Below are 23485 nucleotides of genomic sequence, written 5' to 3' on the forward strand. Positions count from 1 at the left end.
GCTTGCCTATCACGGTTTCACCCACCGGCTTCCGACTCCAGCCTCCGCAGACGTTCCGCGTCGCAGACGCGCGGGCAGGTGCCGCACGCCTCGGCGGCACGGATCGTGTAGTAGAGGCAGCAGCCGAGCCTCGTACGGGTCGGGTACCGCTCCCCGTCACGGGCCGTCAGATGGCGGAAGGCCGCGCCACCCGGGAAGGGCTCGACCGGCCCGGGGAGCAGCGCGTCCACCGCCCGCAGCGCCTCGTCCTCCTGGCCGAGCACGCGCCCCAGGTACCAGATCCCGGAGATGAGATCGTCCCCCGCCATGCCCCACAACGCCCGCTGCCCGCGCCGCAGTCGGGGCCCGATGGCGGAGAGCAGCGGTTGCATGTGGGCGACGACAGCGGCGCGCAGTTCGACGCGGAGCGACTCCTCGTCGGCGAGGACGCGTGTCCCGGGGAGCCCGGCCGCAGGATCGTCCGGGAAGCAGGCGAAGGAGCCGGGGACGATCTCGAAGGCACCGGTTTCCAGGTGGACGCGTACGTCCTGCGGGCGGATGCGCGGCACGCGCCGCTCCAGGTACCAGGCACCGCTCATCAGCAGGGACACCGACCAGAGGTAGCCGTGCAGGGCGCGGGACGCGGCGACGTCCGGGCGCGGGGTGTGGTCGTGGTCGCGGCGGATGCGTGCGGCCTCCGCCGCGACGAAGGCTTCCATCGCGCCGTGATGTGACGTCAGTTCGGCGCCGGTCACCCATCCTTGGCCCGCGAACGAGTCGGGTCGCGCCACCGCGACGGCGAGCGTCTCGCAGTGCGCGGTGAGCCGCCGGTAGGTCGCGGCGAGCAGGGCGGCGGGGCTCAGGGCGGTGGCGTCGGGCGCCAGGTCCGGGGCCACGGTGAGCGGCACGCGTACTCCTTGGAAGGGCAGGTCCATCGGTCGTCCGACGGCGGTCCCGCTACCGTGAACTAGGTAAGGCTTACCTTATTTTGCTTCAACTTGCCGCATCGTGAACGGCGCGCCGCGGACCTGGCCGTCGCGAGTGGCCCATCTCTCACGGCGAATTGACATCGTTAGGTATACCTAACCTAAACTCTCACCCCGTGTCCAAGATCGCTCGGGCCGTCCCGCCGGACAGCCTCTTCACACGGCGGATCGGCCATGGTGTTGCTTTCCTGGACCCGTGCCGTGATGCTCGCCGGCACGCTCGATGTGCTCTGGCCGCTCTTCCCCGCCCCCACCGTCCGTCTGCCTTCCTCCCGCGCGGTGGTGGGGATCCACATGGCCGGGGGCATCGCGGCCGTAGTGCTGGCGGGCCCGGCGGTGGCGGTCGCCGGGCCCGTCGCCCCCATCGGACCCGCGGGAAATGTGTGGCCGTGGCGACGGGTGTCGCTCCAACGGTCGAACCGACGCACGCGTAGCGCGGACGGCGGACCGTCCGACGCTTCCGCCCCGCCCCCTCTCCCACACAGCACCTCCGCTCGCACCCGGAAGTGGACTCGCACATGCGGCTGTACGTCCTTGCCCGCAACCCCACCGACTCGGTCACCGAAGGCTTTCTGCCCGCCGCGCGCGGGCTCGGCCTCGACGTCACCCTCCTCACCGATCAGCCGGACGCCCACCGTCTCCGAGAGGGACCGGGCGCCCCGGAGATCCTTGAGTGCGACGTGCGAGACTTCCGCGCCGTCATCAGCCGGATCTCCGCCCACCACTCCCCCGGCGCGATCTTCACCAACAGTGACCACCTGCAGACGCAGGCGGCCTTGGCCGCCGAGTACTTCGGGCTGCCCGGCAAGGACTGGCGGGTGGCGCTGCGCACCAAGGACAAGGCACACATGCGACGCCACCTCGCGGCGGAGGGTGCCGACGCGGTCTGGTGCGCGGAGCTGAACGCGGGCCAGAATCCGGCCGAACTCGCCTCTCTCGACGTGCCGTTCCCCTGCGTGGTCAAGCCGCGCGAAGGAGTGGCGAGCGAGGACGTGGTGCTGGTCGAGGGCCCGGAGCAGTTGGTACGGCGGTGTGCGGAGATCCAGGAGCGGCGCCCGGGGGCCGCGCTGGTCGTCGAGGAGTACCTCGCCGGGGAGTTGTGCACCTTGGAGACGCTCGGCGACGGCCGCGTCAGGCATGTCCTGGGCGGCTTCCGTACGGAAGTGTCGCCGCCGCCGCACTTCATAGAGGAACGGATGGCGTTCGTCCCCGCGCATCCGGCGCCGGTGGTGGCGCAAGTCCTGCGGCAACTGGACGTGTTGGGGGTGGGGTTCGGCGCCTGCCACACGGAGTTCGTGGTGTCGGAAGGGCGAGCGCGGCTCATCGAGGTCAACTACCGCGCCATCGGCGACCAGTGCGATCTGCTCCTCGCCCAACTCCTGGACATCCCCCTGTTCGAGCACATCCTGCGTACGCACCTGAGTGAGCCACTGCCGTCCGACCTGGGTGCGCGCACGGACGGCCGGGCGCGGCTCGACTATCCGTGCGCCCGGCGTGCGGGAACACTGACGGCGGCGCCACGCGCGACCGAGGTGACGGTGGACGGCGTACGTCTCACGTACCGCCCCCTGCGCGAGATCGGCGAACGCCACGAACTCCACGGCACCAACCGGGACTTCCTCGGCGTGGTCCGCGCCACCGGCACCGACCAGGCAGCGGTCGACCGAGCCGTGGCCGACTTCCTCGCCGCGCACCACTGGGAGATCACACCGTGATCCGACCGCCTGGCGGAACGCCCACGGCCGGGGCCGAGACCGAGCTCCTCTTACGCGTACTGAGCACACTCCTGCGCGAGGACGTCCTGGGGTGGCGCACCCGAAGCGAGGGAGTGCGACGCCCGGACGGCTTGTGGCTGAGGCTGCCGGTGCCGGTCCAGGTCCCGGTGCCGGTGCCGGTGCCGGTGCCGGTGCCGGTGCCGGTGCCGGCGCCGGCGCCGGTGGCCGAGGCGAGGGGCGTTGACGGCGATGCGCTGCTCATGCCGGTCCGGGCCGACGGGTTCCAGGCCACCTACGCCGCCCGGCTCCCCCTGCTCCGTCGAGAGTCCGACGGGCGCGAACTCGCCGACGCCGACAGCATCCTGGCCGCGCTGCGTGACCTCGCCGACCCCGTCGACCGTGGCGGGTTTGACGCCTTCGCCGAGGAGTGCGAGCAGGCGCTCGACGCCATGCGCCTGCACGCCGAGACGAAGGGTGAGGTGGAGTCCCTGCTGTCCCGGCGGTACGGCCCGGATCCCGTTGCCTGGACCGGGCTCGCGGGCGGCATCGGCTACGACACCCTCGCCGCGCGCGCGGATCATCCCGTGTACCCGACCTCGCGCGGGCGCGCGGGGCTCAGCCTCGCTCGACTGCACGCGTATGCACCCGAGTTCCATCCTGCCTTCACCCTGCGACAGCTCGCCCTGCCCCGCGAGGCCGTCACCGTCGGCGGTGACAGCGACGCCTGGCTCTCGCCTCGCGCGGCGGGCGCGCCAGAGCTCGAAGCAAGTCATCTCGTGCTGCCCGTGCACCCCTTGACCGCGGACGGACCCCTGCGGGACGCGCTGCGGGCAGCGGGGCTCGACGGGCGGGCCCGGTTCGTCGGTGATCCCGGGCCCGACGTCGTACCCACCCTGTCCATGCGCACCGTCGCCCTCACCTCCGACCCCACCCGGCACCTCAAGCTGCCGCTCGCCACCGCCACGCTGGGCCTGCGCAATCGGCGCACCATCAAGCCGGGCACCCTCACCGACGGCGCGGCGGGCCAGCGGCTGATCGAAGCCGTCGTCGACCGCGAACCCCGGTTCAAGGGTGTCGTCCTGCACGCGGAGGAGACCCGTTTCGCCCATGCGGGCCACGAACTCCTGGCCGTGCTGCTGCGCCGCTACCCCGCCGGTCTCGACGATGCCGTCGTCGTACCGATGGCCGCGCTCCTGTGCCCGGCACCCGGTGGCGACCGCCTGCTCATCGACCACCTCGCCGACCGCTTCTACGGCGGTGATCCCCTCGCCCTCCTGGATGCCACACTCACCCTCCTCTTCGACTGGCAGACCACCCTGTTCGCCCACGGGATCGCCCTGGAGTCGCATCAGCAGAACGTCTCGCTGGTCCTTGACCACCACCCCGCGGAGGCGAGTGCGGGCCGCCGTACCCGGCTGCGACTGCTCTTCAAGGACAACGACGGGCCCCGCATCAACCTCGCCCGACTGCGTGACGTCATGGGGCAACAGGCCCCGGATGTCGAAGAGTTCGATGACGCGCGCATCTTCGTCGTCGGCGATCTGCCCGTGCTCGACGTGTTCACCACCATCACCCTCCACCTCTGCGCCGGCGCCTACGCTTTCGGGCTCGCCCGGCAAGGCCGCGCCCCGCTGTCGCGGCTGCTCGGGCTCGTGCGCGAGCGGCTCACCGAGGCCGTCGACAGGCTCGGGCCCGGCGAACCGGGCACCCTTCTGCGGACCCACGTCCTGGACGCGCCGGAGCTGCCCGTCAAGGCGATGGTCACCGCGGGCACCCTGCTCTCCAAGGAACGCTCCGGAGCCACCGACATCAACAAGCACTACACGACGGGACCCAACTACCTGCTGCACGCGGGAGTTTCGTGATGGCCGTCGTGTCGTCCGCGCACACGCTCACGGAGGGCCCGGCCGCGGGCGTGGGACTCGGCCGCCACCAGGCCCACGCCGACGCCAACACCGGCTCCTACGAGCTCGGCTCCATAGGCCGCGCGGTCGCCGCCGTTCCCGTGGCAGCGCCCGCAATCAGCCTCATCGGCCTGCCCGCGCCCCTCCTGACCGGCACCGCGACCGCCCTGGCAGCCTTGGCCGACGCCCCTCTTCCCGCCCTGTTCCGCCGCTCGCCCCGCATCCGCTGGAGCCGTTGATGTCCTTGCCGACCGGCACGTTCGCCGCCCCCTCCGCCACATCCGCCCTGCCCGCAGCACCCGGCCTGCCCGCGACACCCGCCCAGTCCGCCGCCCGCGTCGCCTGTGCCCCCGCCCCCGTCGCCGGTGCCGCGCCCACCCGTCTGCCCAGCGCCGACGAAGCGGTGGCGCACACCCTCCTCAACTGTCTGCTGCGCGAAGTCTCCGGACCCGAGCGCCAGACCGCCGTCGTCGACGGCGATCTCCTGCTGCGGCTGCCGCGCCGTGGGGTCCTCCTGCGTGTCGCACTGCGCCGCACCTCCCTCCTCGGCGCCCACCGCTTCACCGGCCCGGTGACCGAGCAGCGGGACGGCGCCTGGGTGGAGGTGGACTGGCCTCGCCTCGCCGAATACACCCATGCCGAGCTCTCGCTGCGTACAGGGGTGAGCAACGAGGAGTTCCTGGAGCAGATCGCCTCCAGCCATGAAGGGGTCAGCGCCGCGATCGCCGCCGCCCGTCCGGCACCCGGCACGGGAACGGCCGCCGCGACGGATGCGGCCCCCAAGTCGACGAAGAGGGAGCCGAAGTGGCTCGCGGACTACCTCGCCTCCGAACAGTCCCTGCTGTTCGGCCACCGCTTCCACCCCACCCCCAAGGCCCGCGGCGGCGACCTCGCCGACTGGTCCGCGTACGCCCCCGAGACCGCGGCCTCCTTCCCGCTGCGCCACCTCGCCGTGCGGGACCACCTCGTCGTGGAGGAATCGGCGCGGCCGGGCGCCACGGCACCGCTCGACCGCCTCGGGCCGGTCCCCGAGGGCTACCGGCTGCTGCCGGTGCACCCCTGGCAGTACGACCTGCTGCGGGAGCACCCGGGCCTGCGCGCCGCCCTTGCCCGCCAGGACATCATCGACCTGGGCACCGCCGGCTCCCCCTTCGCGGCCACCGCGTCCGTGCGCACGCTCTACGACGGCGACACCTTCCTGAAGTTCAGCCTGAACGTGCGCATCACCAACTGCCTCCGCAAGAACGCCAGTTACGAGCTGTCAGGTGCCGTCGCGCTCACCCGGGTACTCGAAGGCGCCCTGGACGACCTGACCGCCCGCTTCCCCGGCAGCGCGGTACTGCGTGAGCCCGCCTACCGCAGCCTGGCGCTCACCGGGCCGGACGGGCGCACCGACCTCGCCCTTCTGGAGGGCTTCGGCGTCATCGTCCGCGAAGGCCTGGCCGGACGGCTCCTTCCCGGTACGACGCCGCTGCTCGCCGCGGCCGTCGCGGACGAGTATCCGACGGGTCCGGGCCACATCTCCCGCCTCCTGGCGGGCGCGGGTCCGCAGCGGGCGCTCGACTGGTGGCGGACGTATCTGAGGCTGCTGCTGCCTCCGGTGCTCGCCGCGTACTTCGACCACGGCCTGGTGCTCGAACCGCATCTGCAGAACGTCCTCGTCTGCGTTGACGGCGACGGCATGCCCGCGCAGGTGCTCTTCCGCGACCTGGAGGGCACCAAGCTGATCCCCGAGCGTCACGCACGGACCCTGGCCGCGCTCCCGCCGGAGGTCGCGGGGCCGATGACGTACGACGCGCAGCGCGGCTGGGACCGCGTCGTGTACTGCCTCCTGGTGAACCACGTCGCCGAGCTGCTCGCCGCCCTCGCCGACCTCCATCCGCAGACCGAGCCCGCCCTCTGGTCGCAAGTCCGCGCCACTGTTAGGGAGTTCGCGGACACGAACGGCTGCCCGCCGCGGCTCAGCGCCCTGCTCGCCGGGGTGCCGCTGCCCGCGAAGGCCAATCTGCTCACCCGCTGGGAGCGCAAGGCCGACCGGGACGCGGGCTATGTCCGCCTCACCTCACCCTTTACGCTCGCCGAGCACGTACGGGACCTGGGTGCCCGTACCGACGCACCTTGGAGCACCGCCGGATGACCGCCGCCCCCACCACCGTCGTACGTGAGCACGCCCTCGGTCTCGCCGCCGAGGAACTCCCGGCGTATCTGTACGACTTGTCCGCGCTCGACGCCCACGTCGCCGCGGTGCGCGCCGCGCTGCCCCGGCAGGTCGAGCTCCACTACGCCGCCAAGGCCAATCCCGAGCCGGAGATCCTGACCACCCTGGGCCCGCACGTCGACGGCTACGAGGTCTCGTCGGGCGGCGAACTCGCCCATGTGGCCAAGGCGGTGGCCGGGCACTCGCTGGCCTTCGGCGGCCCCGGCAAGACACCGGAGGAGATCACTGCAGCCCTGGAGCTCGGCGTGGCACGCTTCCACGTCGAGAGCCTCTACGAGCTGCGGATGCTGGCCTCGCTCGCCGCCCGGGTGGCGCCGCACACCCGCGTGGGCGTCCTGCTCCGGTTCAATCTCGGCCTCGACGCCGCGTCTCTCGCGGGCAGTTCCCTCGCGATGGGGGGACGCCCCACGCCCTTCGGTCTCGACCCGGTCGACGCGGACACCGCGGTCTCCCTGTTCACCGACGGCAGCCTCCCCCAGCTGCATCTGCTGGGTGTGCACGCCCATTTGGCCAGCGGTCTCGACGCACCGCGGCAGCTCGCCGTCGCCGATTCCATCGTGACGTGGTCGCAGGCACTGGCCGCACGGCACGGCATCCGCCTCGCGGAGGTGAACGTCGGCGGCGGGATGAGCGTCGACTACGCCGACCCCGGAGCGCGCTTCGACTGGGCCGCGTACGGCGAGGGCCTCGCCCGGCTCTGTGCGGCGCACCCCGGCCTTACGCTCCGCATCGAGCCGGGGCGGGCGTTGACCGCGTACTGCGGCTGGTATGCCACCGAGGTCCTGGACGTGAAGCGCAACCACGGCGAGGAGTTCGCGGTGGTGCGCGGCGGCACCCACCATCTGCGCACCCCGGCGGCCAAGGGCCACGACCAGCCGTGCACCGTGCTCCCGGCGGCCGGGCCGTGGCCGCATCCCTGGCCACGGTCCGAGGCGCGGCAGGACCGGGTGACGTTCGCGGGGCAGTTGTGCACCCCGAAGGACGTTCTGGCCCGGCAGGTTCCGGTGCGGGGTCTGCGGGCCGGCGACCGGGTGGTGTTCGCGATGGCGGGTGCGTACGCATGGAACATCTCGCACCACGATTTCCTGATGCACCCGCGTCCGGGCTTCCACTTCCTCTGATCACCCTCGCCTGCCCGACGGCGTGGCGGCACCCGCTCATCGGCGGTGCTTGCCCCGCATCAGCAGGGCCACGAGGGCGATCGCGAAGACGACGAAGACGATGACGAACATCGTCGCTCCTCCGCGTGACGCCCACACCTTGGCGAGCTCGACCGACGTATCTGGGTGCACGTCCTGTCTCCTTCCATGCAGCCCGGTCAGAGGTTGACGGAAGACCGTGTGCCCCCGGCTTCACGGTTGAAGCTCCAGTACCACGGGGGCCACCGCCCGAGGTTGTCGGTCGCGGGCGGGTCAGGCGCCGGTCGTGGAACCCGGCCTGATGATCATGAGGACGGTGACGGTGGCCCAGAGGAGGTTGAAGATGCCGGTGTACATGGCGAGTTGAGAGCTGGTGCGCTCTCCGACGGCCACCGTGCCCGCCCCCTCCGCGAGTTGGCCGCCAGCGCCCTCGCCACCCTGCCCTGCTCCGGCCACCGCTGCGAGCGCCGCCTCCTGGCGCGGCAGGACGAGGACGATGAGCACCACGGCCGCCGCCATCGTGAGGATGATCGAGGCGATCAGCCAGGCACTGCCGAGCACGCCCAGGCTCTGCGCGGTCACCAGTCCGGTGAGGGGGACGGCGATGCCCACGAACGCGTAGACCGAGCAGATGCGCTGCAGCAGCCGCAGCGAGGCGAGGGCGGACACATCCCGCGGGTCGGCCTGGGCGCGCCGCAGGGCCGCGGGGAACATGCTGGCGGCGACGGTGACCGGGCCGACCGCGAGGATGGCGGCCAGCACATGCAGCGTCAGGAAGAACTTGGTCACTATGGGCCCTCAAGATTCGAAGAACGGCGGAGCCTCAAAAAGGCAGAGGTCACACGGCCCCGATCGGGACCCTCACGCAGACATTAATCAGCGCCCCGCCCACCGAACAGTGGCATTAGTGACAGGCTTCGCAGAGATACCGCCATCGAATCCCAGGCCAGCCCACGGGCGGGGATACAGCCGTCGGTTCCGGTGCACGCGCTTGGCGAGAACCCGGCTCTGACGTACGTTGCCGCCATGCATACCGTGGCCGTCCTGGCACTGGACACCGTCATCCCGTTCGACCTGTCCACCCCCATCGAGGTCTTCGGCCGCACCCGGCTGCCCGGCGGGCGGCCGGGTTATCGAGTGCGTGTTTGCGCCGCCGAGACCGAGACCGACGCCGGTCTGTTCACCCTCCGGGCACCCTGGGGCCTGGAGGGGCTCGCGGACGCGGACACGATCATCGTGCCCGGCAGCGCCGACCTATCCCGGCCCGTCCCCGACGCCGCGCTCGAAGCGCTGCGGGCCGCGGCCGCCGACGGGACGCGGATCGCCTCGATCTGCACGGGCACCTTCACGCTCGCCGCAGCCGGTCTGCTCTCCGGGCTGCGCGCCACCACGCACTGGGCGGCCGCGGCCGAACTCGCCGGACGCCACCCGGACATCGACGTCGACCCTGACGTGCTGTACGTCGACAACGGGCAGATCCTGACCTCCGCCGGCGCCGCCGCCGGGCTCGACCTGTGCCTGCACCTGATCCGCAGGGACTACGGCTCAGCCGTCGCTGCGGACGCCGCCCGGCTCTCCGTGATGCCCCTGGAACGCGAGGGCGGCCAGGCCCAGTTCATCGTCCCTGAGGCACCGCCCACACCGCAGGGCTCCGAGCTGGAGCCGCTGCTGCGCTGGCTGGAGGAGAACGCCGGCCGTGAGCTCACCCTGGAGGACATCGCGGGCCGGGCGGGCATGAGCACCCGTACGCTGCTGCGCCGCTTCCGGGATCAGACGGGCAGCACACCGCTGCAGTGGCTGCACCGCGCACGCATCCGGCAGGCGCAGCACCTGCTCGAATCGACGGGGCATTCCGTCGAGCGCATCGCCGTCCAGGTCGGCTTCGGCTCGCCCACCGCGTTCCGCGACCGCTTCAAGCGCGTCGCCGGAGTCAGCCCGCAGGCGTATCGCAGGGCGTTCCAGTGATGTCGGCCGCCAACCGCTGACCGCCGACCGCCCCTGGCAGGTGAAGCTCAGACCTTGCGCGCCTCGACGAGGCACCAGTGGGGGCTGCCGTCGGCGCGGCGCCCGAACTCCTCCAGCGGGTGCAACCGCATCGTGAAGCCGGCCCGGAGCAGGTCATCGCGCACACCCTGCAGCGGGAAAGTCCTGTAGTACATGACGAACGGCGGACGCCACAGCAGGTTCCGCACCCGCATCACCCCGTCGAAGCCGAGCAGCGCCCAGTAGAGCGGCGAGGTCAGGGGCGGCGGCGCGCCGATCGGGAAGGCGAAGACCCCACCGGGCCGCAGCGCCCCGCACACCTCCGCGAACAGCTTCGGCCGCTCGGCGGGCAGAAAGTGCCCGAACGCCCCGAAGCTGACCGCCAGATCGAAGACGTCGACGAAGGGCAGGGCGCGGGCGTCGGCTCGTACCCACTGCACGGCGGGATCCGCGGCGGGCCCGCCTTGGTGCGGGACCACGGCCGCCCGCGCCTCGGTCAGCATCCCCGAGCTGAAGTCGACGCCGGTGACCCGCTCCCGGCACAGCGGCAGCAGCGTCTGGACGCCCGCGCCGGTGCCGCAGCAGACATCGAGCCCCGCGTCGAACGGCCCGAGGCGCCCCAGGGTGTCCGCGACGGCGTGCAGCATCCGGTCGGGCGTACGGAAAGGGGTGTGGTCGAACTTGGGGGCCAGCAGGTCGTAGCCGTCCTCGATGGAGGAGAGAGCCTGCACGGCCAGTTCGCGGAGTGTGGGTCCCTGGGAGGTGAACACCGTCCCCACCCTAGTCAGCGGCGGGGCGGCCGGGGCTCGACCCCGGACAAACCGGGGCATATCTTGGTATTGAGACGGGCGACTCGGAAGAAGGGGGGTCGTCATGGTCGAAGAGCTGCTCACGGCAGGGGCCGCGGTCGTGGCTGCCGGGTTCATGTACGTGGCGTCGGCGGCCCGCGTGGTCAAGCAGTACGAGCGGGGCGTGGTGTTCCGCCTCGGACGGCTGCGGGAGGAGGTTCGCCAGCCGGGATTCACCATGATCGTTCCCGGGGTCGACCGCCTGAACAAGGTGAACATGCAGATCGTCACGATGCCGGTCCCGGCGCAGGACGGCATCACCCGGGACAACGTGACCGTACGCGTGGACGCGGTCATCTACTTCAAGGTGATCGACGCGGCGGACGCGGTGATCAAGGTCGAGGACTACCGCTTCGCGGTCTCGCAGATGGCGCAGACATCGCTGCGTTCGATCATCGGCAAGAGCGACCTGGACGATCTGCTCTCCAACCGCGAGAAACTCAACCAGGGCCTTGAGCTGATGATCGACTCCCCCGCCATGGGCTGGGGCGTGCAGATCGACCGGGTCGAGATCAAGGACGTCTCCCTGCCGGAGACCATGAAGCGCTCGATGGCCCGGCAGGCCGAGGCCGACCGTGAACGGCGGGCGCGCGTGATCAACGCGGACGCCGAGCTGCAGGCCTCCAAGAAACTGGCCGAGGCGGCGCACCAGATGGCGGAGGAACCCGCGGCCCTCCAACTGCGGCTGCTCCAGACCGTGGTGGCCGTCGCCGCCGAGAAGAACTCGACCCTCGTCCTGCCCTTCCCCGTGGAACTCCTGCGCTTCCTGGAGAAGGCCCAGCAGACGCAGGCGGCACCGATCGCACCACCGGCCACCACCACGGCCACGACCACGGCGGCGTCCCCGGAGCCGGGGCAACCGGAGGCGGGGCAACCGGAACCGGAAACACCGGAGGCGGCACAAGCACAAGCACAGGAACGGGCCGAAGCGCGGCCGTAGACCCGCCACCGAGCGCGAGGAGGCTGCCTCATGACCGGCGCCCGGACCACCACCGCGGCGGGCAAGACCCGGTTCGACGACATCTACGACCAGCCCGACCCCCGCGCGTACTTCCGCACGCTCGCCCCCTTGCGGTACGAGATACCGCAGCAGGCCCAGGGTGTCTTCCGGCGCACGCTCGCCCAGCGGTCGGCGGTGCGCGGCACCCGTCTCCCCGTCACGGTCCTCGACCTCTGCTGCTCCTACGGGATCAACGCGGCGCTGCTCAACCACGACCTCACGCTCGCCGATCTGTACGCGCACTACACCAGCGCCGAGACCGCGGCCCTCACCCGCGGTGAGCTCGTCGAGGCCGACAAGGAGTTCTACGCCTCGCGGCGGCGCACCGGCGCCGTCCCGGTCATCGGTCTGGACATGGCCGGCAACGCCACGCGGTACGCCCTGGAGGTGGGGCTGCTCGACGAGGCCCATGCCGAGAACCTCGAGCGCCACCCGCCCAGCGACGGACTGCGCGACGCCATGGGGCGCGTCGGCCTGATCACGGTCACCGGAGGCATCGGCTACATCACGCACCGCACCTTCGACGCACTCCTCGACGCGGCACGCATCCCGGTGTGGGTGAGCGCCTTCGTCCTGCGGACGGTGCCTTTCCGGGACATTCTCGCGACCCTGGACGCGTACGGTCTGGCCACCGACACCGATCCCGAACGGACCTATCCGCAGCGGATGTTCACCGACATCTCCGAGATGAGCAGCGCGGTGGACCAGGTGCTCAAGGCCGGTGACGATCCCACGGGTCTGGAGGCGGAGGGCCGTTACTACACCCGCCTCCACCAGTCACGGCCCCGGCCGGCGTAGCCGCAGCACCGGGGCGCCTCCCGGCCCGCCCCACCCGCTCAGCTGGTGAAGAACTCGCTGACCTGCTCCGCGAACTGCTGCGGGCTCTCCTCGTGCACCCGGTGCCCGACCGGGATCGAGATCACCCGGGAGTCGGGAATCGCGGCTGCCATGTCGGGGATGCGTTCCTGCGGCATGCTGCTGTCCGGGCCGCCCGCCACGATCAGCGTCGGCGCGACGATCTCGCCGAGGCGTTCGGCCCACTCCGGGTCGGGGTCGAAGATCTGGGCGCGGATCGCGGGAGACACGGGCCAGTCGTAGTCGATGGCGCCGTCGGGGGGCGGGGGCTCGACCCAGTCGCGCGGGTAGGGCGGCGGCGTCTCCTCCAGGACCAGGCGCTCGACGCGGTCCGGGTTGTCCTGGGCGAGCAGGTAGGCCACGACCCCGCCCATGGAGTGGCCGACGACGCCGACCCGGTCGAGGGAGAGCTCGTCGAGGAAGCCGAGCACGTCGTCCCGCATCAGCTCGACCGTGTACTCGTCCGGCCAGTCGCTCTCCCCGTGCCCGCGCAGATCGAGCGCGTACACCCGCCATTCCTGGCCGAGCGCCTCCCCGACCTTCTCCCAGCTCGCCGAGGAACCGCCGAGCCCGTGCAGCAGCACGACGGGTGCTCCGTACGAGTCGCCCCAGGTCCGATAGGCCAGGCGTACGTCGCCCACATCCACCACTGCGTGATCGCTCATGCCCCTGACGCTACAGCGCGTTGCGCGACCCATTGAGCAGCGGCCCGGACCCATGCTAGAAAGCGCTTGCTCCTCGCGCGGCCCTCGCGCCTCTTCCGCCGCACTCCCCCCTCACCATCGGAGAACCCATGCACTCTCCTTGGTCCCGCCGCGCTTTCCTGCTCACCACCGGTGGCTCCGCGCTCGCCCTGACGGCCTCGGGGCTGCCCGCCGACGAGGCGGCAGCGGCGGAGCAGGCGGACGCCTACGAGGCACTGCGCACCAGGTGGCGCACCCTCCTCCTCGGCGAGGGCTTCTCCCCGACGGCCGAGCCCTTCAAGAGCCGCCTGGCCGAACTCGGTGCCACCGCACGGGAGTTGCGCGCCACCATGGCCCCCGCCACGGGCTCCCTGTGGCCGGACCTCTCGTACGCCGACCCCGATCCGGACACCGACCAGGAGTCGTACGGATACTCCGCCAACGTGGTAACCGGTTACAGCAGGCTCAGCACCATGGCCCAGGCCTACCGGCAGGAGGGCACGGGCCTGACCGGCGACGCGAGCCTCAGGACCGGCATCCTCCAGGGCCTCGATCATCTCTACGCCGAGGTCTACAACGAGACCCAGGCACACTTCGGCAACTGGTACAGCTGGCAGATAGGCGCCCCACAGGCCCTCCTCGACATCTGCGTGCTGATGTACGACCACCTGTCGGCGACCCAGGTGACCAACTACTGCAGGGCCGTGGACCACTTCGTGCCCGACTCCGCGGTGGGCAGCTACACCGGGACGAGCACCGGGGCGAACCGCGTCGACCTGTGCCGGGTGCTCGCGCTGCGCGGAGTCGTCGGCGCCAGTGCCGCGAAGATCGCGCTGGCCCGGGACGCACTCTCCCCCGTCTTCCCGTACGTGACGGCCGGCGACGGCCTCTACACCGACGGCTCGTTCATCCAGCACACCACCGTGCCCTACACGGGCTCGTACGGGTCGGTGATGCTGGGCGGCCTCGGCATGCTCTTCTCGCTGCTGCGGGGCTCCGACTGGGAGGTCACGGACGCCAAGAAGCAGATCGTCTTCGACGCCGTGGAGAAGGCGTGGGCGCCGTTCCTCTACAACGGCCTCGTCATGGACGGCGTGGCGGGCCGCGCCATCAGCCGCGGGCTCTCGGCCTCCGACACCAAGAGGATCCAGGCGGACGACCACCGGCGCGGACACCCCATCATGTCGGCCGTGGTGCTCCTCGGTCAGGGCGCGAGCGCCGCCGAGAACGCGCGCTGGCGCGGCCTGGTCAAGGGCTGGATGCGGCGTGACTACTACAGCCCGCCGCTGAGCGACGCCTCACTCGGCCTGACGAGTCTGGCCCGGCTGCAGGGCGTCGAGGACGACGCGTCGGTGACCGCGATCGCCGAGCCCACCGGCCACCGTCTCTTCCCGAACATGGCCCGCGCCACGCACCGGCGCCCCGGCTGGGCCGCGTCGATCAGCATGTCCGATCCCCGCATCACGTACTACGAGACGGGCAACGGCGAGAACCTGCGCGGCTGGCACACCGGCGCCGGCATGCTCTATTGGTGGGGCGACAGCTACGCCAACGGGCAGTACAGCGACGCCTTCTGGCCCACCGTCGACCCGTACCGGCTGCCCGGCATCACGGCCTCCCGCAAGGCGCTCGCGGATGCGGCGGGCGGCGACTGGGGCGCGTCCCTGCCGGACGTGAGGTGGGTGGGCGGGGCGAGTGACGGACAACGCGCCGCCATCGGGCAGTACGTGAAGGGCCTGCAGAGCACCCTGCGCGCGAAGAAGTCGTGGTTCTGCCTGGACGACGCGATCGTCTGCCTGGGCGCGGGCATCGCCTGCACGGACGGCGCGGCGGTCGAGACGACCGTCGAGAACCGCAACCTCGGCCCGACGGGCACCACCTCCTTCCAGGTGGACGGCGCCGCCAAGCCGACGGCGTCCCCCTGGTCGGCGACGCTCGCCGGCGCCAAGTGGGCGCACATCGGAGGCCACGGCGGCTACGTGTTCCCCGGCGGCGCGACGGTCAAGGCGCTGCGCGAGGAGCGCACCGGCAGGTGGAGCGACATCAACAAGGGCGGCGCGACGACCGCGATCGCCCGCACGTACCTCACGATGTACGTCGATCACGGCACCGCACCGACGAACGGCACGTACGCCTACGTCCTGATGCCGGGTGCGAGCGCGGCACAGACGGCGGCCCGCTCGGCGGCCACCGGTTGGCTCCAGATCCTTGCCAACTCCGACAGCCAGCAGGGGGTTTCCGTGCCCTCCCTCGGCTTCACCGGGGTCAACTTCTGGTTCGGCGGGACGGTCGGCAAGCTCACCGCGAGCGCGCCCTGTTCGGTGCAGATCAGCGAGCGGAGCGACGGCACCGCGGTCATCTGCGTGAGCGACCCGATGCGCGCGCAGGCCTCCTTGACCTTGACCTGGAGTCGCGCCGTGGCCGCGGTGACGGCCAAGCCCGCCACGGTCACCTCGGCGGTGACGGGGGCGTCCCTGAAGCTGACCTTCGGGGACCTCAGCGGCACGAAGGGGGCCACGCAGCGGATCACGGTCAGGCTGGGCTGAGGTCCGGTCGGGGCGCGGTCGGCCCGCACCGCGCCCCCGTACCCTTAGCACCGATGCTTTCCGGTCGACCCTCGATTCCGGTAGAAAATCAAAACAACTGTTTTTGCAGGTCAGGCAGTTGTTCTTGCTTGCACCATCGCTTCCGGTCCACATGTTGGACACGCGTGAGGCCTTCTCCTCACCCCCTTGCCGCCCGCCCTGAGCTGCCCGAACAGCCGTCCGACGACCGCTCAGCGGACACATGCATCCGGAAATCGACCATGCATTTGGTGCTCACTCTCCGCACCGGCAAGACTCCCGTCAGCAACCAGCACCACACCCGCATCAAAGGAGAGTTGACGTGCGTTTCTTCCTCAAGACGGTGGGCGCCACCGCTGTCGTGGCCGCCTGCGTGATGTCCGGAACCTCTGGCACGGCGCAGGCCCAGCCAAAGGCGGCCGGCTCCGGCCTCCTCGCGCCCTCGTCGCTGGTCCTCGCCGTCGGCCAGGGCGAAGAGGCGGACACCGCGACGATGCAACGCGCCGTGACGCTGAACTGCGCGCCCAAGGCCTCGGGCACCCACCCCTCGGCCTCTGCCGCCTGCGCCGAACTGCGCGCGGTGAACGGCGAGTTCGCCCAGCTGGTCAGCACGTCACCCGCCGCGTTCTGTACGAAGGAGTGGCAGCCCGTGGTCGTCACCGTCGACGGCGTGTGGCAGGGCAAGCGCGTCGCCTGGAGCACGACCTTCGGCAACAGCTGCGAGATGCGGGCGAGCCTCGCGGAAGGCGCGGCCTTCTCGTTCTGAGCCACCACCCGCCGTGCACACGACGGTAATTGGGTGGACGCGGCCTCGCCCCTGACGGTGGGATGAGGACTTGTCCTTCACGACCGCGCCTTGGACGACGCCCCGAGCGACGTCCAAGGCGTTTGCCATGGCAGGGAGTTGCCCACATGACAGCAGCCGGACCCGAAGACCGTGCCACCACGCGGGACCTCGACACCGGCCCCGAGGCCGACCGCGATCCGCACATCGACACGGACCTGGTCCGCCGCCTGCTGGCAGCGCAGTTCCCCCGCTGGGCAGACCTGCCGATCGCACCGGTCCCGCGGTCCGGCATGGACAACGCGACCTACCGGCTTGGCGACGACCTGTCCGTGCGGCTGCCGCGCTACCCCCGCTGGGTCGGGCAGGTGGAGGCGGAACAGCGATGGCTGCCGTGGCTCGCCCCGCAACTGCCGCTCACCGTCCCCGAGCCGCTCGGCAAGGGCGAGCCCGGCGAGGGCTACCCCTTCCCCTGGTCCGTCTACCGGTGGCTGGAGGGCGACACCGCGACCACCGGCTCCCTGGCCGATCCCCTCCGGGCGGCCGAAGACCTGGCCGGGTTCGTCACCGCTCTGCGGCACATCGACCCCACGGGCGGTCCGGGCCCCAGGCTCAGCAACGCCTTCCGCGGGGAACGGGTGGGCACCGAGTGCGACTCCTTGTTCGCCGACTCCCTCGTACGCGCCAAGATCGCGAAGCTGAAGGTGGCGGGACTCGTCGACACGGACGCGGTGACCGCCGTGTGGGACGCGGCGCTCGCGGCTCCCGCGTGGGACGGGTCGCCGGTCTGGGTCCACGGCGACCTCGCGACCGGCAATCTCCTGGCCGTCGAAGGGCGTCTGAGTGCCGTCATCGACTTCGGGACGCTGGCCGTGGGCGATCCGGCGGTCGACCTGCTGCCCGCATGGCTCTTCCTGCCGGACGAGGCCCGCGGCGCGTTCCGCGACGCGGTGGGCGCGGACGACGCGATGTGGGCGCGGGGCCGCGGGATCGCGCTCGCGGGATCGCTGCCCGTCCCCGACGACCCCTTCTTCGACGATCCGGCGCGGGTGACGGCGGCGCTGCGGCACCTCGACGCGATCATCACCGATCGCTGAGAATCCGTCGGTGGGACGACGCAGGAAAATTCTTCTCCGGCATGTCGATCCGGCCGATCGCCGTTCGTATGGACTGTGAGAGACCGGCAGCGGCCGGTCAGGGGTGATCCGTCGGCGTGAGGGAGAGACAGCCGTGAACCAGTACTTGATCAGCGTCTACCAGCCCGAAGGCGGCGTGCCGGAGCCGGAGGTCCTCGAACCGATCATGCGTGACGTCGAGGCGGTGACCGCCGAGCTCAAGGAGGCGGGCGCCTGGGTGTTCGCCGCAGGCCTCTTCCCGCCGAGCACCGCGACCGTGCTGCGCCTCAAGGACGGCAAGGACAGCAAGGACAGCGAGGTGCTCACGACCGACGGACCGTACGTCGAGGGCAAGGAGCATCTGGGCGGCTTCACCGTCATCCGGGCCGCCGATCTGGACGAGGCGCTCGCCTGGGGCGCCAAGGTGGCCCGCGCCATCACCCTGCCCGTCGAGGTCAGGCCGCTGCAGTCCGGAACCTGCTAGTGACCTCGGGTTCCCCGGAGGTCACAGCGGGGGTCATCGAGCAGGTCTTCCGTGCGGAGTACGGACGCGCGGTGGCCGTATTGGTCCGCGTCTTCGGCGACATCGACATCGCCGAGGAGGCAGTCCAGGAGGCGTTCACCACGGCGGCGCAGCGGTGGCCCTCCACCGGTCTGCCGCCGAGCCCGGCCGGCTGGATCATCACCACCGCCCGCAACCGCGCCATCGACCGCCTGCGCCGTGAGGCGTCGCGCGAGGACCGGCACGCGCAGGCCGCCCTGCTGCACGCCCACGAGGCACCGGCCCTGGAGGGACCCGTGCGCGACGACCGACTGCGTCTGATCTTCACCTGCTGCCATCCGGCGCTCGCCCCCGCGGCACGGGTGGCCCTCACGCTGCGCCTCCTGGGCGGTCTCACCACCGCGGAGATCGCCCGCGCCTTCCTGGTGCCGGAGCCGACGATGGCCCAGCGGATCGTGCGGGCCAAGGGCAAGATCCGCGACGCGCACATCCCGTACCGGGTCCCCCGCGACGCGGACCTGCCCGAACGGCTCCGCGCGGTCCTTGCCGTCGTCTACCTCGTCTTCAACGAGGGGCACACGGCCGGCGCGGGAGAGGCCCTCGTCCGCGACGACCTCTGCGCGGAGGCCATCCGCCTGGGACGCCTCCTGACCGAGCTGATGCCCGACGAGCCGGAGGCCCTGGGGCTGCTCGCGCTGATGCTGCTCTCCGAGTCGCGGCGGACGGCCAGGACCACCGCCGACGGCGGACTCGTCCTTCTCGCCGACCAGGACCGCGGACGCTGGGACCGCGCCCTGATCGCCGAGGGCCAGGAACTCGTCCGCCGCTGTCTGCGCCGCGGCCGGCCGGGGCCGTACCAGATCCAGGCCGCGATCAACGCCGTGCACAGCGACGCGACGACCGCGGCCGCCACCGACTGGGGCCAGATCCTCCAGCTCTATGACCAGCTCCTGGCCGTCGCCCCGAGCCCCGTCGCGGCCCTCAACCGCGCGGTGGCCGTCGCCGAAGTCAAGGGCCCCGCCGAGGCGTTGCCCCTCCTCGACGACCTGGGCCTGGACGGATATCACGTCTTCCACGCCGTCCGTGCCGACCTGCTCCGGCGCCTGGGCCGCACCGACGAGGCGAGCGCCGCCTACGACGCCGCCCTGACCCGCACCGAGAACGCGGCCGAGCGTGCGTTCCTGCTCGGCCGTCGACAGGAGGGGCCGGCCCCCCGGTTAGGGTGACGCATGCCCACGGTCCACGCCCAGGAAATCAGCACCGCCCGCCTCGACCTCGTACCTCTGCGGGTCGAGCACGCCGACGAGATGGCCGTGGCCCTCTCCGATCCGGCCCTGCACACCTTCATCGGCGGCTCTCCCGACGATGCGCAGGCCCTGCGTGCCCGTTATCGGCGGATGACCGCCGGGTCCCCCGACCCCGCGGTCTCCTGGTGCAACTGGGTGCTGCGCCTGCGCGACGAGAAGTGCCTCGCCGGGACCGTGCAGGCGACGGTGGTGCCCGCCGGCTCCGATGGCGAGCTGGTCGCGGAGATCGCCTGGGTGGTGGGGACTCCCTGGCAGGGGCGGGGCATCGCCGTGGAAGCGGCCCGCGCCCTCGTCGCCTGGCTGGCCGGGAACCCGGCCGTGCGCGGCATCATCGCCCACGTCCACCCGGACCACCGGGCATCGGCCGCCGTGGCCGGCGCCGCGGGCCTCACCCCCACGGACGCGTGGCAGGACGGCGAGGTCAAGTGGCAGCGGACGCTGGTGCGTTGAGCGAGGACGCCGTCCGCACCTCGCTCAGCGTCGGCCGCGGAACGTGCGGCGCAGATCGCTCACCCAGGCGTCGGGGAGTTCCCACGGGATGAAGTGACCGCCGCTCTCGTGCGCGGTGAGGTTCACGTGGTGGTACCAGTCGGCCCGGTCACCGGCCAGCCAGCTCTCGACGCGCTGCTCGGGGGTGGTGACGCCGGGCGGGTTCTCGTGGGCGACGAAGGTGATGCCGGTGGGGGCCTCGATGACCGGCTGGCGGTCGTGGGAGGGCGTCCAGGGGTAGCGGTTGTTGTTGGCGTAGTAGCGCACCGACGTACCGATGGTGTTGTTCACCCAGAAGATCATGGCGTGGGTGAGGAGGTCGTCCTTGGAGAAGACGCTCTCCACGTCGCCTCCGTTGTCGCTCCACCGGTCCCAGCGCTCCAGGATCCAGGCGAGCAGGCCGACCGGGGAGTCGCTCAGCCCGAAGGAGAGGGTGCTCGGCCCGAGGACGTGCACGGCCAGGTGCGCGGCGAAGCGCTTCTCCAGGGACAGCAGTTGGCGGTGCGCGGGCTCGGGCAGACCTTCGGGGAACGGCTGACCGCCGCTGAGGTCCCAGCCCCGGTCGCCGTTGAACATGGTGAGCTTCTGGCCGGAGCCGATGTGGATGCCGTGCAGTTCGTCCGCGTACTTGTGGCCGAGCTGGCCGGTGACGAGGGCGCCGACATCACACCCCGCGGCGGCGTACTTCTCGTGGCCGAGCGTGTCGGTCATCAAGGTGTGCCAGAGGTCGGCGACCTTCCAGAAGTTCATGTCGGGGTGGTCCGGCAGCGGCGACGAGAAGCCGAAGCCGGGCAGCGAGGGCACGATGACGTCGAACGCGTCGGCCGGGTCGCCGCCGGACGCGGCGGGGTCGGCGAGCCGGTCGACGACCTTGGACCAGTGCCAGAAGGTCCAGGGCCAGCCGTGCGTGAGGATGAGCGGGGTGGGGGCGGGGCCGACGCCGGGCCTGCGCAGGAAATGCACGGGCACGCCGTCGACCCGCACCCGGTAGTGCTCATAGGAGTTGATGGCCGCTTCGGCCTTGCGCCAGTCGTAGCCGTCGAGCCAGTACTCGGCCAACTCCTGGAGGTAGCCGCGGCGCACGCCGTAGTAGCCGTCGTCGTTGCCCACGTCGTCGGGCCACCTCGTCAGCCGCAGTCGCGCCCTGAGGTCGTCGAGCACCGCGTCGGGGACGTGGATCGGCTCGGGCGTCAACGGGAAGCGCGCTGCGGCTGTCATCAAGGATCAGGTCCTTCCGAGGAAGTTGCTCAGTAAGGGCGGTCGCCCGCTATCGCGACGCGTTCGGCCACGCGGCGGTGCGGGGCGTAGTCGTCGACTGCGTAGTGCTGGGTGGAGCGGTTGTCCCAGAAGGCGACGTCACCCGCCTGCCAGTGGAACCGCACCTGGTACTCCGGGACCTGCGCCTGCCGCACGAGATAGCTCAGCAGCCGGTCGCTCTCGGCCCGCTCCATGCCCACGATGTGCGTGGTGAAGGAGGTGTTCACGAAGAGCATCTTGCGGCCGGTCTCCGGGTGCCTGCGCACCACGGGGTGGGTGACCGGCGGGAACTGCTCCTGGAGCGGGATCAGCTTCTCGGGGCCGTAGAAACGGACGAAGCCGGGGATGAAGTCGTGCACCGCGCGGGCGTCCTCGATGCGGGCCTTCACCTCGTCGGGGAGGTTGTCGTACGCGGCGGCCATGTCCGCCCACATCGTGTCGCCGCCCACCGGCGGCACCTCGCGCAGTTGCAGGACCGCGCCGAGCGCGGGGCGCTCGCGGAAGGTGACGTCGGCGTGCCAGACGTTCTCGTACGTGGGTGTCGCGCTGCCGCCCTTGTCGAAGCGGACGACGTCATCGGCGGAGCCGCGCGCGAGCAGCGGATTGGTCTCCAACTCGCCCCAGTTCAGGGCGAAGGCACGCTGCTGCTCGGAGGTGATGGCAGCGCCGCGGAAGAAGAGCACCTTCCACTCCAGGAGGGCGCGGTTGAGCTCCTCGCGCAGCGCGGGCGTGAGCGGCTCTGCGAGGTCGACGCCGCGGATCTCGGCGCCGATGAGACGCCCCTGGGGGACGACGGAGATCAGTTCGTACGGGCGCTCTTCCCAGCCCTCGGGGACGCGGCGCAGGGTGCGGCGGCCCTCGTACATGCCGTCGGCGGGTACGCGGGCGTCACGCAGCGTGGGAGAGCCGGTGGGGGCAGGAGAGGCGGGAGGGACGGCAGGGGAAACCACGGCCATGGTGATCCTTCAGTTGTGAGTGAACGGGTGGCGTCACGGAGCAAGAACCCCGGACGGCTGGAGACGAATCCCCGGGCAGCTAGCGACCCGATCGCTCGCACCCACGGCGCCACGGGACCTGGAAGGTCCTCACGGCGGCGGTCAGGTGCTGGATCATGCACACCATTGTGTATGGCTATGCCTTGCGGAGCAAACCCCCGTACTCGTAGATCCCCTTGTTCTGCTCGGTGGCGCCCAGGTAGGGGGCCAGGTCCTCGTGGACCGGTGCCAGCGGGGGCTGGTCGGCGTCGGGGCGCCAGTCGACCAGGTTCACCAGGCCGGGCTCGACGGGGTCGAGGCCGTCCAGGAGGGTGTCGACCTCGGCCGGGGTGCGGGTCTGCCAGGGGACGCCGCCGCCGGAGATGTGCGCACTCATCGCGGCGCCGCGGGCGGGATCGTCGGCGACGACCTGGGAGAGGCCGAGGTAACTGCCGGGCGCCGCCTTGTCGATGATCGTGCGCAGTACGCGGCGGGGCTCGTCGGCGTCGGTGAGGTGGTGCACCACCGAGAGGAAGAGCACCGCGACCGGCTCGTCGAAGTCGATGAGCCGGACGACGTCGGGGTGCTTCAGGATCGTGTCCTGGTCACGCATGTCGCCGTGGACGACGGCGGTGGTGGAGTCGTCGGCGAGCAGCGCCCTGCCGTGCGCGAGGACGATCGGGTCGACGTCCACGTAGACGACGCGGGTGTCCGGGGCGAAGCGCCGGGCGACCTGGTGGACGTTGTCGTCGGTCGGCAGGCCGCAGCCCATGTCGATGAACTGGCGGATGCCGGCCTGGGTGAGGTGGCGTACGACGCGGTAGAGGAACTCGCGGTTCTGGCGTGCGATGTCGACGCACTCGGGGAAGTCGGGCAGCGTCCGCAGCAGGAACTCGCGGTCGACGGCGTAGTTGTCCTTGCCGCCGAGCATCCAGCCGTAGGCGCGCGCCGATGTCGGCACGTCGAAGGGAATGGACATCAACTCGGCCTGGTCGTCTGCCGCCACAGCGCGTTCTCCACCTCTCCCGCAGGGACATGTGTTTCTGCTCTGTCACGGCGACACTATCCCGTGACTCTCGACCGGGTGAACCTGGGACGGATCACCAACGGGCTTGCCGCTGGAGGGGGTTGGGAAAACGGGGCAGGACGGGCGGCATGACATCGGACACCCGACCGCCCGCGG

General features: G+C 71.3%; 22 protein-coding genes. 14 read left to right on the forward strand and 8 right to left on the reverse strand.

The features are described from left to right. Window positions 1-17: 17 nt before the first annotated feature. Complete coding sequence (locus AB0M70_RS00720) at window positions 18-887, reverse strand: (2Fe-2S)-binding protein (protein WP_365814869.1); 870 nt, start codon at window positions 885-887, stop codon at window positions 18-20. A gap of 596 nt (window positions 888-1483) precedes the next feature. Between AB0M70_RS00720 and AB0M70_RS00725 the strand changes: the two genes are divergently transcribed. The 5 genes from AB0M70_RS00725 to AB0M70_RS00745 are packed head-to-tail and all read left to right on the forward strand — an operon-like array spanning window position 1484 to window position 7923. Then, window positions 1484-2680 carry an ATP-grasp domain-containing protein gene (locus AB0M70_RS00725; protein ID WP_365814871.1) on the forward strand — a complete coding sequence of 399 codons (1197 nt, stop codon included), beginning with the start codon at window positions 1484-1486 and terminating at the stop codon, window positions 2678-2680. After that, window positions 2677-4545 carry an IucA/IucC family siderophore biosynthesis protein gene (locus tag AB0M70_RS00730; protein WP_365814874.1) on the forward strand — a complete coding sequence of 623 codons (1869 nt, stop codon included), beginning with the start codon at window positions 2677-2679 and terminating at the stop codon, window positions 4543-4545. Before AB0M70_RS00725 ends, AB0M70_RS00730 begins: the two co-directional genes overlap by 4 nt. Beyond that, entirely contained in the window at window positions 4545-4823 is a 279-nt protein-coding gene (locus tag AB0M70_RS00735) for a hypothetical protein (protein WP_365814876.1), read from the forward strand. Before AB0M70_RS00730 ends, AB0M70_RS00735 begins: the two co-directional genes overlap by 1 nt. Beyond that, window positions 4823-6721, forward strand: coding sequence for an IucA/IucC family protein (locus AB0M70_RS00740; RefSeq protein WP_365814878.1), 1899 nt, complete (start codon window positions 4823-4825; stop codon window positions 6719-6721). Before AB0M70_RS00735 ends, AB0M70_RS00740 begins: the two co-directional genes overlap by 1 nt. Next, complete coding sequence (locus AB0M70_RS00745; RefSeq protein WP_365814880.1) at window positions 6718-7923, forward strand: type III PLP-dependent enzyme; 1206 nt, start codon at window positions 6718-6720, stop codon at window positions 7921-7923. Before AB0M70_RS00740 ends, AB0M70_RS00745 begins: the two co-directional genes overlap by 4 nt. Window positions 7924-7959: 36 nt before the next feature. On the opposite strand, the gene AB0M70_RS00750 is transcribed toward AB0M70_RS00745, so the two are convergent. Together AB0M70_RS00750 and AB0M70_RS00755 are read right to left on the reverse strand one after the other, a co-directional pair. Beyond that, entirely contained in the window at window positions 7960-8094 is a 135-nt protein-coding gene (locus AB0M70_RS00750) for a hypothetical protein (RefSeq protein WP_365814882.1), read from the reverse strand. A 120-nt stretch (window positions 8095-8214) separates the two neighbouring features. After that, window positions 8215-8730 carry a hypothetical protein gene (locus AB0M70_RS00755; RefSeq protein WP_365814884.1) on the reverse strand — a complete coding sequence of 172 codons (516 nt, stop codon included), beginning with the start codon at window positions 8728-8730 and terminating at the stop codon, window positions 8215-8217. A gap of 237 nt (window positions 8731-8967) precedes the next feature. Here AB0M70_RS00755 and AB0M70_RS00760 point away from each other — a divergent pair, with 237 nt between their 5' ends. After that, a complete protein-coding gene (locus AB0M70_RS00760; RefSeq protein ID WP_365814886.1) occupies window positions 8968-9906 on the forward strand; it encodes a helix-turn-helix domain-containing protein in 939 nt (312 codons plus the stop codon). A gap of 47 nt (window positions 9907-9953) precedes the next feature. Here the strand turns inward: AB0M70_RS00760 and AB0M70_RS00765 are convergent, their stop codons facing one another. Next, window positions 9954-10694 carry a methyltransferase domain-containing protein gene (locus tag AB0M70_RS00765; RefSeq protein WP_365814888.1) on the reverse strand — a complete coding sequence of 247 codons (741 nt, stop codon included), beginning with the start codon at window positions 10692-10694 and terminating at the stop codon, window positions 9954-9956. A 103-nt stretch (window positions 10695-10797) separates the two neighbouring features. Between AB0M70_RS00765 and AB0M70_RS00770 the strand changes: the two genes are divergently transcribed. Together AB0M70_RS00770 and AB0M70_RS00775 are read left to right on the forward strand one after the other, a co-directional pair. Continuing rightward, window positions 10798-11712 carry a slipin family protein gene (locus AB0M70_RS00770; RefSeq protein ID WP_365814890.1) on the forward strand — a complete coding sequence of 305 codons (915 nt, stop codon included), beginning with the start codon at window positions 10798-10800 and terminating at the stop codon, window positions 11710-11712. Between the two features lie 30 nt (window positions 11713-11742). Next, window positions 11743-12570, forward strand: coding sequence for a hypothetical protein (locus tag AB0M70_RS00775; RefSeq protein WP_365814892.1), 828 nt, complete (start codon window positions 11743-11745; stop codon window positions 12568-12570). A 38-nt stretch (window positions 12571-12608) separates the two neighbouring features. Here the strand turns inward: AB0M70_RS00775 and AB0M70_RS00780 are convergent, their stop codons facing one another. Beyond that, window positions 12609-13292, reverse strand: a complete 684-nt coding sequence (locus tag AB0M70_RS00780; RefSeq protein ID WP_365814894.1) for an alpha/beta hydrolase — start codon at window positions 13290-13292, stop codon at window positions 12609-12611. Between the two features lie 128 nt (window positions 13293-13420). On the opposite strand from AB0M70_RS00780, the gene AB0M70_RS00785 reads away from it, so the two are divergent. The 6 genes from AB0M70_RS00785 to AB0M70_RS00810 all read left to right on the forward strand — a co-directional run bounded on the left by AB0M70_RS00785 (window position 13421) and on the right by AB0M70_RS00810 (window position 20032). Beyond that, window positions 13421-15856 (forward strand): polysaccharide lyase 8 family protein, encoded by a 2436-nt coding sequence (locus AB0M70_RS00785; RefSeq protein ID WP_365814896.1) that lies wholly within the window; start codon window positions 13421-13423, stop codon window positions 15854-15856. Window positions 15857-16250: 394 nt separating this feature from the next. Then, a complete protein-coding gene (locus AB0M70_RS00790) occupies window positions 16251-16640 on the forward strand; it encodes a subtilase-type protease inhibitor (RefSeq protein ID WP_365816221.1) in 390 nt (129 codons plus the stop codon). Between the two features lie 146 nt (window positions 16641-16786). Next, window positions 16787-17755, forward strand: coding sequence for an aminoglycoside phosphotransferase family protein (locus AB0M70_RS00795; protein ID WP_365814898.1), 969 nt, complete (start codon window positions 16787-16789; stop codon window positions 17753-17755). Between the two features lie 133 nt (window positions 17756-17888). After that, the gene (locus AB0M70_RS00800; RefSeq protein WP_365814900.1) at window positions 17889-18257 is read left to right on the forward strand and encodes a YciI family protein; all 369 of its coding nucleotides are present in this window, start codon (window positions 17889-17891) and stop codon (window positions 18255-18257) included. Beyond that, complete coding sequence (locus AB0M70_RS00805; RefSeq protein WP_365814902.1) at window positions 18257-19501, forward strand: RNA polymerase sigma factor; 1245 nt, start codon at window positions 18257-18259, stop codon at window positions 19499-19501. The genes AB0M70_RS00800 and AB0M70_RS00805 overlap by 1 nt, the downstream gene beginning before the upstream one ends. 3 nt (window positions 19502-19504) lie before the next feature. Beyond that, window positions 19505-20032, forward strand: coding sequence for a GNAT family N-acetyltransferase (locus AB0M70_RS00810; RefSeq protein ID WP_365814904.1), 528 nt, complete (start codon window positions 19505-19507; stop codon window positions 20030-20032). Window positions 20033-20056: 24 nt separating this feature from the next. On the opposite strand, the gene AB0M70_RS00815 is transcribed toward AB0M70_RS00810, so the two are convergent. The 3 genes from AB0M70_RS00815 to AB0M70_RS00825 form a co-directional block, all read right to left on the reverse strand. Then, window positions 20057-21289: an epoxide hydrolase gene (locus AB0M70_RS00815; protein WP_365814906.1), complete on the reverse strand. Its 1233-nt coding sequence runs from the start codon at window positions 21287-21289 to the stop codon at window positions 20057-20059. Window positions 21290-21318: 29 nt separating this feature from the next. Further along, entirely contained in the window at window positions 21319-22194 is an 876-nt protein-coding gene (locus AB0M70_RS00820) for a TauD/TfdA family dioxygenase (protein WP_365816223.1), read from the reverse strand. A 265-nt stretch (window positions 22195-22459) separates the two neighbouring features. Continuing rightward, window positions 22460-23308: an SAM-dependent methyltransferase gene (locus AB0M70_RS00825; protein ID WP_365814908.1), complete on the reverse strand. Its 849-nt coding sequence runs from the start codon at window positions 23306-23308 to the stop codon at window positions 22460-22462. Window positions 23309-23485: the final 177 nt, after the last annotated feature.

The organism is Streptomyces sp. NPDC051214 (assembly GCF_040682375.1).
In the GTDB taxonomy this organism is placed as follows: Bacteria; Actinomycetota; Actinomycetes; order Streptomycetales; family Streptomycetaceae; genus Streptomyces.

What these genes read in the sequence shown, in the direction of transcription:
- AB0M70_RS00770 (WP_365814890.1), top strand. Translation starts at nt 10,798, where the DNA reads ATGGTCGAAGAGCTGCTCACGGCAGGGGCCGCGGTCGTGGCTGCCGGG.
- AB0M70_RS00810 (WP_365814904.1), top strand. Translation starts at nt 19,505, where the DNA reads ATGCCCACGGTCCACGCCCAGGAAATCAGCACCGCCCGCCTCGACCTC.
- AB0M70_RS00785 (WP_365814896.1), top strand. Translation starts at nt 13,421, where the DNA reads ATGCACTCTCCTTGGTCCCGCCGCGCTTTCCTGCTCACCACCGGTGGC.
- AB0M70_RS00820 (WP_365816223.1), bottom strand. Translation starts at nt 22,194, where the DNA reads ATGTACGAGGGCCGCCGCACCCTGCGCCGCGTCCCCGAGGGCTGGGAA.
- AB0M70_RS00740 (WP_365814878.1), top strand. Translation starts at nt 4,823, where the DNA reads ATGTCCTTGCCGACCGGCACGTTCGCCGCCCCCTCCGCCACATCCGCC.
- AB0M70_RS00795 (WP_365814898.1), top strand. Translation starts at nt 16,787, where the DNA reads ATGACAGCAGCCGGACCCGAAGACCGTGCCACCACGCGGGACCTCGAC.
- AB0M70_RS00745 (WP_365814880.1), top strand. Translation starts at nt 6,718, where the DNA reads ATGACCGCCGCCCCCACCACCGTCGTACGTGAGCACGCCCTCGGTCTC.
- AB0M70_RS00760 (WP_365814886.1), top strand. Translation starts at nt 8,968, where the DNA reads ATGCATACCGTGGCCGTCCTGGCACTGGACACCGTCATCCCGTTCGAC.
- AB0M70_RS00725 (WP_365814871.1), top strand. Translation starts at nt 1,484, where the DNA reads ATGCGGCTGTACGTCCTTGCCCGCAACCCCACCGACTCGGTCACCGAA.
- AB0M70_RS00735 (WP_365814876.1), top strand. Translation starts at nt 4,545, where the DNA reads ATGGCCGTCGTGTCGTCCGCGCACACGCTCACGGAGGGCCCGGCCGCG.
- AB0M70_RS00815 (WP_365814906.1), bottom strand. Translation starts at nt 21,289, where the DNA reads ATGACAGCCGCAGCGCGCTTCCCGTTGACGCCCGAGCCGATCCACGTC.
- AB0M70_RS00775 (WP_365814892.1), top strand. Translation starts at nt 11,743, where the DNA reads ATGACCGGCGCCCGGACCACCACCGCGGCGGGCAAGACCCGGTTCGAC.
- AB0M70_RS00790 (WP_365816221.1), top strand. Translation starts at nt 16,251, where the DNA reads ATGTCCGGAACCTCTGGCACGGCGCAGGCCCAGCCAAAGGCGGCCGGC.
- AB0M70_RS00780 (WP_365814894.1), bottom strand. Translation starts at nt 13,292, where the DNA reads ATGAGCGATCACGCAGTGGTGGATGTGGGCGACGTACGCCTGGCCTAT.